The sequence below is a fragment of the Pseudoalteromonas sp. RWi3 genome (assembly GCF_054960735.1).
Genome location: NZ_JBHNYL010000002.1, coordinates 134,368 through 146,624, shown reverse-complemented (window position 1 = coordinate 146,624; position 12,257 = coordinate 134,368). Strand labels below are relative to the sequence as shown.

Here is a 12,257-nt window from a genome sequence, read left to right as displayed (position 1 = left end):
GTGAATTAAACTGACACGTTTATTCTTGTGGTTAGCAAATTTATAAAACTATTTTTATATACGTATTTCTCATTCAGTAATTTTAACGACTATAGTTAAATTTCAATTTTATAATTAGGGTTCTAACGTATTTCAGGATGCAATTTTGTTCAATCTTTAAAATCAACATAACTAAGGTCTATTACCTTTTAGGATTAAAATTTATATTTTCATAAATAAATATGGCTCACTGGAGACCGAATGAACAACAAATTGTTGAAATTATCTGTAATGCTTATGAGCTTGTATTCATTAAACGGGTATTGCGAATCTTGGCAACTTAAATTAGACCATTCAGCCGCTTTGAATGTTAGCGAACCTGACCCATGGCCAATGCAATCAACAGTTACGAAGTTGAGAAGTAGGTATAATGCTTTAAATTTATTTACTTCGTCAGTAAACAATCATTCATTGAAATCGATTAAAGCTAAAACGTTTGTCTCTGTGGCACTTGAGCCTTTTTTTAAATCAAATTATTTAACTGAATCGACTTTATCAAAATGGGTAAACTCTATTGACCTAAATCACTCATACTCTAAGGTACGATTTGATTTTAATGATGAAATTAAAATCCCTCATCTTATTGGTCCAATTAATTATAATTCAGATGGCCTAAAATTAGCTTACCAGATAAGTCAGCCTATTGGTTATAATTGGGAATTAACATCTTCGGGTGATATTGGAGGTTACGGGTTTAAAGATACCTTTTCGGGTACTTTAAAACTTGGAGTGACTTATAAATTGACGCCGCGGTGGGATGTCTCCGCACTTTATAAAAGTAGCTATTTGGAGTTTGATAGCCGTAATACTGTAGAAAACTACAATTATGAATACGAAGCACTCACCCATGGTCCTGTGATCAGTGCATCATTTCAATTTTAGATCAGTGGCTTTACCCAGCTCATTTTGTTGTTTGTGTCACGGCTTTGTATAATTGTATTATCTGAGCTTTCAACCCCACCTAACTTTGCAAGCCTATCGTATAAAACAACATTGCACGTTGCGGCCAAATTCATGCATCCAATTGTTGGTACATACACCACTTCATCACACCATTTAAGAACATCTTTGCTAATTGACCCATCTTCTGGTCCAAAAACATAAAACGCATTGTCAGGGTGCGTAAACTCAGGCAGCGGCGTTGCTCCTTCTATTAGCTCGATGACAACTACTTTAGCACCTGGAGGAATTGCACTTTTAAGATCATCAACGGGTGTCAGTGGAATACGCTCAACCACATTTTTTGTATCAGTGTGAAATTTTTGGGCATTTAAATAGCGTGTGCCAGTAAAAAACACTTGTTTTGCATCGTAACAACCCGCGGCACGTAGCACACCACCAACATTAGTTGGGCTCTTAGGGTTAATTAATCCTATTGTTGAGAGTAGCTGAGTCATTAATCAAAGTCCTGTGTTGGCCAGTGAGCAACATATAAATCAAAGTCGTCCAACTCTACATCACAATCTTTAACAGTCTTATCACGTACTGAAATACCCAGTTCGTGCATCAATTCTTTGCTACCGTTATTATTTAATGGATGCCATGAAGCTAAATCACGTCCTTCATGTAAACGCCGATAGCTGCAACTTTGTGGCATAAAGAAAATACTGTCGAGGTTTTCTTTAGTGAGTTTTACACATGATGGTACAAGTGTTTGGCGGTTTTCGTATTCACTGCAGCCGCATGTATTATTGTCTAGGTATTGGCATACAATATTTGTAAAAATGAGCTCTTCGCCCTCACGGAGTTGATCCGTAGCCGTAAACTCGTCTTCATCTTCACTGTCTATAAAAGTGTTTAAACAGCATTTACCACAACCATCGCAAATGGCTTCCCATTCAGGTTGAGACATCTGCTCTAGTGATTTTTTTAGCCAAAATTGATTATCTAACATGTTAAAACTCAGCGCCCCTAAGAGCGCGCAGTTTACCGTAAACAACGTCATCGCGCAAAGCTAGCAGCCCTACGCGTAGTGATTATTGCTGTTGAGCAACCCACCTTTTTATTTTAGCTTCAAGAATAGGCATAGGTAATGCGCCATCAACTAAAATTTGCGTATGAAATGCTTTAATATCAAACTTTTCACCCAAGGCTTGCTTACAATAATCGCGTAAAGCTTGAATTTTAAACTGCCCAAGTTTATACGACAATGCTTGGCCAGGCCATGCAATGTAACGCTCAACCTCTGCAACGATATCACTTTTTGCCATCGATGAATTAGCTAGCATATAGTCAATACCTTGTTGGCGAGTCCAACCTTTAGCATGAAAACCAGTATCAAGTACTAAACGCATTGCACGTAACTGCTCATCTGATAAACGCCCATACCACATGTAAGGGTCTGTAAATAAGCCCATCTCCTTGCCTAGGCTTTCAGCATATAAAGCCCAGCCTTCAGCAAAAACCGTATAACCGCCAAATTTACGAAATAACGGAAGCCCTTCAATTTCTTGTTGTAATGCAATTTGAAAGTGGTGCCCCGGTGCTGCTTCATGAATTGACAGCGTTTCAAGTAGAAATTTTGGCTGTGCTTTTAAGTTAAATGTATTGATATAAAAAATACCTGGTCGTGAGCCATCTGGCGCAGGCGATTGATAAGAAGCCCCCGCCGCTGACTCGGCTCGAAAATCTTCAACGGCTTTTACAACGTAATCCGCTTTCGGTGCTACATCAAATAACAAAGGCACCTTGGCGTCTATTTTGGCTTTAACGGCTTCATAGGCCGCAATTAATTCCTCAGGGGTGTCATAATAAAATTCATCTGAGGTACGTAAATGTTCAAAAAATGCGCTTAAGTCACCTTCAAATCCCACCGTCTGTTTAACCTTTTTCATCTCACTTAATATACGTGAAACTTCATCTAAACCTATTTGGTGAATTTCATCAGCGTTTAATTCAAGCGTGGTGTGTTTTTTAATTTCATACTCATACCATAATTTACCATTTGGTAAGTCAGCATAGCCAATTGAATTGCGGCTATTTGGGATATATTCGTTAGCTAAAAAGTCGCTCATCTGTTGGTAGGCAGGTACCAAGGTTTGCAAAATCATCGTATTATAAGCAGCACTTATTTCAACCCGCTGTTGTTGAGTAAAGTCTTCAGGAAAATTCTCTATTGGTCCCCAAAACAAAGAGTCTGTTGCTTTTGATACAATATGCGCTTGAAACTGAGGAAGTAATTTTTGTGCTAGCGGTTTAGGCAATACAACCCCTTTTTTAATCCCTTGTCGCATCATATTCTCAACGCTTTGCAGCCACGCTGTGTATGCTTGTGCTCGCTCTATAAACGCTATGTAATCTTCTGGCGTATTAAAGGGTTGTGCACTTTTACCTGAGCCAAAACCAGCAAACGTATTATGTGCCCCACCCATTTGATTAATCGGCATTAAATGACTTGGAAACTGTGCACTTTGTAGTGCTAAAGCCAAATCACGTTCAAGTATTTCATAGCTCAATAAGTCTTGCCCTTGTAGAGCTGACTTATCAATCTTATTTAGCTTGTCTTGATATAAGGCATAAAAATCACGCTTGGCATCGATGTTAGCCTGCGTAATTGGTGCAATAAATTGGTTGTTATATTCACTGCGGCCTAAAAATGTACCACCAATGGGATTAAATGCTAGTGCATCATCAAAATAGTGTGACAATAACTGAGTTAATTTTTCGCTCTCATTCATAACCAGCCCTGTGCTGAGAGGTGTTTGATTATCAACACTGAGATTATTGTCTTTGTTTTGACCACTACATCCACTGAGCGACAACACAATAGCAGTACTTAGCACGGCTAACTTTATTTTTTTCATAATTTATTCCTTGAATGAGAGAGTGGTAGATTATGCAGTTTGAGCACATTGCATAGCAAGCTTTGTATTTGCTTCGACATTTTATTTACTTGTTAGGTGCGCATTGCTAAATTAAACGTACTAAAAAGCGACAAAAACTAAAATAATGAAAAATATAAAAGTAATCACACTTAGCTTAAGTGCGTTTTTATTGTGTAGTCCGATGGCACAAGCAACTACTTATATAACTGCGAAAGCGATGGTAGATGTACAAACAGGTAAGTTAAAAAGCCACCCCCTTTTAAGCATTGACGACGGCGTAATTACCCATGTTGAATATGCCAAACAGCCAAATTTAAAACCAGGCGATGATCACATTCAGCTTGATGAATTAACGCTGCTTCCTGGCTTAATGGATATGCATGTGCATTTAACTAGCGATCCTACCGTACCGCGCAGCGAGCGAATTGGTCAGTCAATCCCACGTCAAGCAATTAAAGCGGCCTATTTTGCTAAAAAAACTCTGCATGCTGGTTTTACTTCAGTTAGAAATGTAGGCGCAGATGGTTACAGTGTGATTGCCGTTAGAGACGGTATAAACGCAGGCGATATTGTTGGACCGCGAATTTGGGCAGCAGGCCCCTCTTTAGGTGTTACTGGTGGCCACTGTGATAATAATCGACTACCACCCGAACTAAAGTATACAGCAACGGGTGTTGCTGATGGCCCTTGGGCTGTTAGAGCAAAAGTACGCGAAAATATAAAATACGGTGCCAATGCTATAAAATTTTGCGCAACAGGCGGTGTTTTTTCTAAAGGCACAAAAGTGGGTATTCAACAATATAGTCAAGATGAAATGAATGCAATTGTTGATGAAGCCCATATGCGAGGTTTAACCGTTGCAGCTCACGCACATGGAACCAGTGGCATAAAGGCCGCTATTGTAGCAGGAGTAGACAGTGTAGAGCACGTTAGTTACGTTGATGATGAAGCCATCGCCCTTGCTAAAAAACATGGTACCTGGTTTTCAATGGATATTTATAATACTGAGTATACCCTGACCTACGGTGAACAAAACGGTGTTGCAGAAGAAAACCTTGCCAAAGAGCGCTTAGTGTCTAAAAGACAACGCGACAGTTTTTCTCGAGCAGTTAAGGCGGGTGTAAACATGGTGTTTGGCACTGATGCAGCTATTTACCCACATGGCGATAATGCTAAACAGTTTTCACGAATGGTAAAATTAGGCATGACTGAGTTACAGGCGATACAGTCTGCAACAATTAACAGTGCCAAATTATTAAAGGTTGAACAATCTCTTGGCCAGATCAAGCCAAACTTTGCCGCCGATATAATCGCAGTGAAAGGAAACCCATTAGATGATATTACTTACTTAGAACACGTTGAGTTTATTATGAAAGGCGGCGAACACATTAAGTAAGCCAAAGTGCTATTTTCATTTAAACGTGGGGCACCCTCACCCCACGTAATAAACTATTCATCCCCTCTGCCCATCAAAAGTAAATATATATAAAACATGCCGTTATAAAAATGTATACAGCCTATTTAATTTTAATAAAAGTTAATTTTTACTTGTAATGAAAATGCAACCCATTATCATTGCGAAAAACTTTAATGGCAACTATGTATGACAACACATAAACTTTCTTTAATTACGCTCGCGTGCGTAACTTCATTCAATGCTTTATCAGCTCAAGAGTCTGAGCTAGAACACATCACTGTTTATCAAAAGCAAAACCATGTTGTGCTAAATTCCGGTTTAGCAACAAAATCTGATATGTCTCTGATGGAAACGCCTGCCCCAATTGTGGTGGTGGATCAAGAATTAATAAATTTACAAGGGGTTGATAACCTTCAAGACTTAGCGCGTAATATCAGCGGTGTTACCCAAGCAGGTAATAACTATGGTATTGGTGATAACTTGGTTATTCGTGGCTTAGGTGCAAATTACACGTATGACGGTATGTACGGCGGTGCAGGTTTAGGCAATACCTTTAACCCAACTCGCTCGCTTACCAATGTTGAGGCCGTTGAAGTTCTTAAAGGCCCAGCCACGGGTTTATATGGTATGGGCAGTGCCGGTGGTGTTATAAACCTTATTGAAAAAAAACCACAGTTTGAAGCTAAGCATTCAGTGCAAGCTGAGGTTGGTCAATGGAACACTTACTCACTTGCAGTTGATAGTACAGATGCAATTACAGATAACCTAGCCTACCGAGTAAACGCTAAAACAGCACGCAGTGATGGCTATCGTGATTTAAAAGACGATCGTGATGAGATATATAGCTCACTAAAATATGTTTTCGACGACAAACAAGACATCATGCTCTCAGCGGCTTATATAAAAGATGCCATTGCTGTTGACTCTATCGGCCACCCTATCCGTATTTTTAATGCAGAGTCGGTTGGTGGCAAAACAGCAAGTCAGGTAACTGGCGATGATCTAGTAAATGACCAAACATTGGCTGGTTTACAGTTAACCCAAGCGCAACGTCAACAACTCGCTGATTCATTAGCCAGTTCAGATGGTTTAACGCCTTATACATTTGGCCACAACGGGATAATTTCTCCAATGGCCAAGGATAATAAAGGTGAAGAACTGCGTTTTAAATTAACGCATAATTATTACCTTACGGATGATTTATTTTTAAACCAACAACTGCAATATCGTAATTACGAATCTAGCTTTGCCCGTCAAACCGGCGCTTACAATTATGTGTATTGGAACCGCAGAGGTGTTATTAATGCAGACCCACGCGCCCCATTAGTAATTGATGATATGCTCTATCCGTTTGCCGCTCGTCGCCAAGAATACCGCCAAGTTGAAGCGGACGAAAAATCATGGCAGTACTTTGCTGATTTACGCTATGACTTTAGCCTAGGTGATATAGAGAATGAGCTATTAGTTAATGCTAATTACGAAGATCGTGACGTGCGCTTCACACAATATTCTATTTGGGATAAAGACTATATTCTCAAAGATAAAAACGGTGATACTACATACCAAGGATCGTTACCTTATATTTTTGACATTCGCACACCAAACTGGGGCGAAGGTCAATTTAGTGATTACGACCCACTTAAAACCAGTAACTACAATAAGAAAGTTCAAGCGTGGGGCGTAGGTCTACAACATGTGGCCTATATTCATGACACATTTACCACCCGTATCGGTTTTGCCTATAACGAAATTACACAAAAATATGAACACTTTGGTGTAGACGCTCGTTATCGTGCAAGCGCTGCAGCTGCAACACCAGAAGCCAGTACCTCCGATAATGGTTTAACCTATAACTTAGGCGCTACTTATAAACCAAGCGATGATATCTCACTGTTTATAAATCACTCAAAAGGCCGTACAGCGTATAGTGTTTTAGGGTCTATATTAGGTAATGAAGCAGACAGAGAAGACGCTGAATCACTCAGCACTGATCTAGGTTTACGTGTAAAAGGGTTTGACGATCAACTACTCGCCTCTATCGTCGTGTTTGATACAGCACGTACTAATTTAGAATACGCAAACCCTGATTATGATGAAGCTACTTCTCCAGCATCAGTACCACAAAGCTATTTTGACGGAGAAGAAAAAACCCAAGGCGTGGAGCTTGATTTAAATGCGTATTTAAATGAACAGTGGAAAGTGAATATCAATGGTGTTTATCAAGATGCCCGCGATAAGAAAAACCCTAACTCAAGCTCATTTGATACTCGTCAAAAAGGCGTGCCTTATGTAACAGCGAGTACCTGGGTGACCTATAGCGCTCAATGGTTTGCACTAACAGAACCATTAAAAATTAGTGCCGGTGTGAAATTTGTTGATGACAGAAGCACTAACTCGTCATCATTTGGTATTCCTGATGGCTATGTACCCAATTATACCGTTTATGATGCCGCACTCAGTTATAACACTGATAAATGGAGCGTACAGCTAAACTTAAATAACTTTTTTAATAAAGTATATTATTCAAAAGCGATGTTTTTGGGCGGTATGCCTGGTGAAGAGCGTAATGCAAAATTGACGTTGAGTTATAAGTTGTAGGCTTATATCATGTTACTAATTATAGCGCACATCGTGTGCGCTATAATTAATTTGCTATTAGATAGTTACTACAATTCGGCCGTTGATGTCACCTTTTAACATGTCGTCAAAAATGTCATTAATATCATCAAGGCGTTTTTCTTCAATAATGGCACGCACCTTACCTTGCGCTGCAAATTCTAAACATTCTTGTAAGTCTTTACGCGTGCCAACAATTGAACCCACGACAGAAACTCCATTTAAAACTGTATCAAATATTGGCAATGGCATCTCCTCTGGCGGCAAGCCTACTAATACACACTTACCACCGCGCCTTACACTTTTATACGCTTGCTCAAAACCTGGCTTTGAAACCGCTGTACATACAACTGCATGCGCGCCCCCTACTTTTTCAAAAATTGTTTCACTTGGCACACACTCTTTAAAATCAAGAGTGATATCTGCACCGAGCTTGGCAGCTAAAGCAAGCTTTTCACTCCCCGTATCAACTGCAATTACGTTAAACCCCATGGCTTTTGCATATTGCACTGCAAGGTGCCCAAGGCCACCCACGCCAACTATAGCAACCCATTGTCCCGGTTTTGCCTCTGATACCTTTAATGCTTTATAAGTTGTCACACCCGCGCAAAATAAGGGAGCAGCTTCTGCAAAGCCTAAACCATCAGGAATTTTAACCACGTAATCACCATGGGCTAAACAATACTCAGCATAACCGCCATCAATTGAATACCCTGTATTGTGTTGTGACAAACAAAGCGTTTCTTTGCCATCTAAACAAAATTCACAATGCCCACACGCACTGTAAAGCCAAGGCACACCGACCCTATCACCCACTTTTAAATGTTGAATATTACTGCCTAATTTTTCAATCACCCCAACGCCTTCATGTCCCGGAACCAAAGGCATTTTTGGTTTAACAGGCCAATCGCCATGGCATGCATGTAAGTCTGTATGGCAAACGCCACATGCTGCAATTTTTACCAGCACATCATTTACACCGACCGTTGGAATAGGTAAATCAGTAATTTCTAAGCGTCCTTTGAATTGAGTATTTATAGCAGCTTTCATATTTAATTCCTTGTGAGAGTTGTCATCGTTATGGGTATATCTTACGCCAATATAAAGGAATGTGATTTAATCTAAATCAAACTTTGGTCGCACAAAAATTAGTCAGCTCATATTATCAATCACGGTAGTACTTGCTATACAGTTTAAGCGTGCTAGCATTAGTTTCATTGTTTATTGAAACTTAAAAAATATGACATTATCAGACAAAAACTACGCATTTGTAATGCACTGTGGCGAAATGGGCAGTCGTTGGGGGTTTAATCGTACAATTGGTCAAATGTGCGGTTTACTTATTATTACTAAAGAACCCATGACGGCCAATGAAATTGCAGATGCCCTAAGCATTTCTCGCGGTAATGTCAGTATGGGTATTAAAGAGCTGCAATCGTGGCGCTTAATTAAAGTGCAGCATATTCCCGGCGATCGTAAAGAGTATTATGCCCCTGCGGGTACAATTTGGGACATGGCCAACCGCGTATTTGAGGAGCGCAAAAAACGCGAGATAGACCCAACACTCAGCCTACTCCGTGACAATATTTTAGAACAAGCTCACAATGATGATGAGCGTTTCGCTCAGCAACAAATGCAAGAAATTCATGACTTGTTAGAAACCGTTACAAAGTGGTCAGCAGAATTACAGCGCCTAAGCCCAGAACAACTCCAAAGATTGATGAAGCTCGGCTCAGGCATTGGAAAAGTACTCGACTTTAAAGATAAGATATTGAAGAAGCCGTAGCAGCGATTTTATATCGCGTTGTGTTTATTAGGTTCTAGGTTCTAGGTTCTAGGTTCTAGGTTCTAGGTTCTAGGTTCTAGGTTCTAGGTTCTAGGTTCTCATAAACTTAACCACAGAATTCACCGAAAAATAATAAAATCAAAAAGATTACTCTGTGCAGCGCGACGCTCCGTTGTGCTCTTAGTGATGAATAAAAAGATATGTTGTGTCAGATATAAAGCGTAGATAAGTACTTTACTTAACATTCTGCTGGCGGAGTTATTTGAACAAATTATAGCCATTGATATTGGCTAATAATTAATTGATTGGTCAAACAATTGTTTGCTCACATATTCTAGGATATGACCGACGCGCGTATATTGTTCCACTTAGCTTTGTTTAAAAGATATTAGAAAACTTAATGATAGTAATATCTTAGTTAATTTGTTAAAAATATATAAAGTATAAATATGAGTGTGGTCTGAGCAGAAATATCCGCCCTTCGCGCACTATAAAATTGTTAGCAGTACGAAATGAACTATCTTTGGAATCTGATATTTAAGCGTAAATTGAAACCAAGTACTGAAAAAGAATTGGTTAAAATTTTGGAACAAGTCCTACTTTTTCTGGATAAATCAGAAGACTCTATATGGTCAGACATGTAAGTTTCAGAAACATTAGAGCTAATAAATAATCAGTTAACTCTGATTAAAAATACAAGCAAAGTTAGCGTAAGCAAACTTTACTACTTGTTTTTACCTACAGCTCCTTTACAAGAAATTGCAATGGGAAATGGCTGGGTTGAAGAGTATCTAAAACTAGCAGAGCAATTTGATAGTCATATGGCAAAGTACTGCTAACAAGTCAATTATGCAAGGGACGTCTAAAGCTTGGCTGGCGATCATTCTTCGCTAATTTTAGCCAAGTTTTTTACGCCCCATATTGAGGCGTTGGTATGACTCCCACTGTCAAATTAAACGCACTGATCCTTGCTTAACTTTTTAAGCCATAATTACTTCAGCTCGAATTAGAGCGAGTTAATACATAGGATGAAACAAGTAATGTCGTCCGTTATCTTGCTGATATGACGACAGGCGTCCTGCCTTTTGTGAATCAGCTACGCTGTTCAAACTTGTTCCTGATAATTTTGTCGTTGATTATCACTATTTCTAGTAACAGAGCAGACCTTACTTAGTTCGTCCCGTGGCGGTCACCAGTGGTACCTGTCTTCAGTCTATGTTCGTGGTTCAATGCAGCGTTCTTTATGAACAAAGAGTAGTGTTGTGCTGGGGCATTTAGATTCAAACAGACGAACACACTTTTGAACGGCCACTTTGGAAAAAAAATTGCGTAATACGAATAGATTGAACGCCTCTATGTTCTTCAATTTAAGCGGTTTTACTTAAATTTTATGTGTATCCAGATCTACATATTGTATATTATATTTATTCATGTTGGCCTCTGCCTTTAGGTATTTACAAACTAGTTACGGCTTTGGCTTTGTATTAGGATAACCGACAAAAAGCGGATGCTAACACCGCGTGAGAATCATTGCGCCTATATGCCCTCAAAATTCAGCAACTTTGGTCAAGATTCTTATTTAAACAGTTCCTAATATAGAGTTGCTTAGGAGATAACAAATTATATGACCAAGTACAGTGATAAATTTACAGGCGTTGTCAATTATATTGATGCGCACCTTGATGAGGACCTTGACGTTGAAAGGCTTTGCCAGCTCGCATATTTATCAAAGTACCATTTTCATAGGCAATTTTCAGCACACTTTGGCATGCCTGTAATATCGCTTGCGAGGTTACTTCGGCTTAAAAAGGCGGCTTTTCAACTAGCCTACAGGGACGAAGCTAAAATTGTTGATATTGCATTGGCAAATGGTTACGAAAGTCATGAAGCTTTTTCTAGGGCTTTTAAAAAACATTTTGATAAAAGTCCGTTTGATTTTAGAAAAAGCCCAGATTGGAATCCTTGGCGCTCAAGATATGAACCTGTTATTAAGCTAAGGAATAAGATTATGAGTGAAAATACTGATTTTAAAGTTATGGTTATTAATTTCCCTGAAACATCAATTGCAGTTATGGAACACCGAGGTGCACCATATCTTTTAGGAGCTACCATAAAAAAATTCATTGAGTGGAGGAAAATAAATCATCTTCCTCCAGCTAAAAGCAAAACTTTTAATTTGGTTTATGACGACCCTGCTGTAACAGGCCCAGAAAATTTCAGATTTGATCTTTGTTGTACTATTGAGCATGCAATAGAGCCAAATGATTATGGGGTCGTAACAAAAGTAATTCCTGCGGGGAAATGTGCAGTAATTAGATATGTTGGTAGCGATGACTCTATTGGGGTGGCAGTAAACTTTCTGTATTCAAAATGGCTTCTAAATTCTGATTTTGAGGTTCGAAACTTTCCTATTTTTTTTGAAAGGATTAGTTTATTCCCAGAAGTACCAGAAAATGAAATGATAACCGACATATATTTACCTATCATTTAAAGTCTGTAACAAACCTATAAATCTGACCTCAATAAATCGCGCTGTTTTAGCGGTTTATTAAGGTCTTTATATTACCCTTTGCTC

Annotated in this window: 9 protein-coding genes; 5 read left to right on the top strand and 4 right to left on the bottom strand. The window is 39.0% G+C overall.

All coding sequences use genetic code 11. The features are described 5' to 3' along the window. Positions 1–240: 240 nt before the first annotated feature. Positions 241–921 carry a hypothetical protein gene (locus ACFI4Z_RS04235; RefSeq protein ID WP_462669469.1) on the top strand — a complete coding sequence of 227 codons (681 nt, stop codon included), beginning with the start codon at positions 241–243 and terminating at the stop codon, positions 919–921. Here ACFI4Z_RS04235 and ACFI4Z_RS04230 read toward each other — a convergent pair. The 3 genes from ACFI4Z_RS04230 to ACFI4Z_RS04220 all read right to left on the bottom strand — a co-directional run bounded on the left by ACFI4Z_RS04230 (position 918) and on the right by ACFI4Z_RS04220 (position 3,842). Then, complete coding sequence (locus tag ACFI4Z_RS04230) at positions 918–1,436, bottom strand: RNA methyltransferase (RefSeq protein WP_462669468.1); 519 nt, start codon at positions 1,434–1,436, stop codon at positions 918–920. The genes ACFI4Z_RS04235 and ACFI4Z_RS04230 overlap by 4 nt on opposite strands. Next, positions 1,436–1,933, bottom strand: coding sequence for a YcgN family cysteine cluster protein (locus ACFI4Z_RS04225; RefSeq protein ID WP_462669467.1), 498 nt, complete (start codon positions 1,931–1,933; stop codon positions 1,436–1,438). The genes ACFI4Z_RS04230 and ACFI4Z_RS04225 overlap by 1 nt, the downstream gene beginning before the upstream one ends. Before the next feature lie 82 nt (positions 1,934–2,015). Further along, positions 2,016–3,842 (bottom strand): DUF885 domain-containing protein, encoded by a 1,827-nt coding sequence (locus tag ACFI4Z_RS04220; protein WP_462669466.1) that lies wholly within the window; start codon positions 3,840–3,842, stop codon positions 2,016–2,018. Between the two features lie 154 nt (positions 3,843–3,996). Here ACFI4Z_RS04220 and ACFI4Z_RS04215 point away from each other — a divergent pair, with 154 nt between their 5' ends. Together ACFI4Z_RS04215 and ACFI4Z_RS04210 are read left to right on the top strand one after the other, a co-directional pair. After that, positions 3,997–5,259 carry a Xaa-Pro dipeptidase gene (locus ACFI4Z_RS04215; protein WP_462669750.1) on the top strand — a complete coding sequence of 421 codons (1,263 nt, stop codon included), beginning with the start codon at positions 3,997–3,999 and terminating at the stop codon, positions 5,257–5,259. Positions 5,260–5,466: 207 nt separating this feature from the next. Beyond that, positions 5,467–7,878, top strand: coding sequence for a TonB-dependent receptor (locus tag ACFI4Z_RS04210; protein ID WP_462669465.1), 2,412 nt, complete (start codon positions 5,467–5,469; stop codon positions 7,876–7,878). 57 nt (positions 7,879–7,935) lie between these two features. Here the strand turns inward: ACFI4Z_RS04210 and adhP are convergent, their stop codons facing one another. After that, a complete protein-coding gene (gene adhP, locus ACFI4Z_RS04205; RefSeq protein ID WP_462669464.1) occupies positions 7,936–8,946 on the bottom strand; it encodes an alcohol dehydrogenase AdhP in 1,011 nt (336 codons plus the stop codon). Positions 8,947–9,136: 190 nt separating this feature from the next. Between adhP and ACFI4Z_RS04200 the strand changes: the two genes are divergently transcribed. Both ACFI4Z_RS04200 and ACFI4Z_RS04195 read left to right on the top strand, forming a co-directional pair. Beyond that, positions 9,137–9,682, top strand: coding sequence for a GbsR/MarR family transcriptional regulator (locus tag ACFI4Z_RS04200; RefSeq protein ID WP_462669463.1), 546 nt, complete (start codon positions 9,137–9,139; stop codon positions 9,680–9,682). Positions 9,683–11,306: 1,624 nt separating this feature from the next. Beyond that, positions 11,307–12,173, top strand: a complete 867-nt coding sequence (locus ACFI4Z_RS04195; RefSeq protein WP_462669462.1) for an AraC family transcriptional regulator — start codon at positions 11,307–11,309, stop codon at positions 12,171–12,173. Positions 12,174–12,257: the final 84 nt, after the last annotated feature.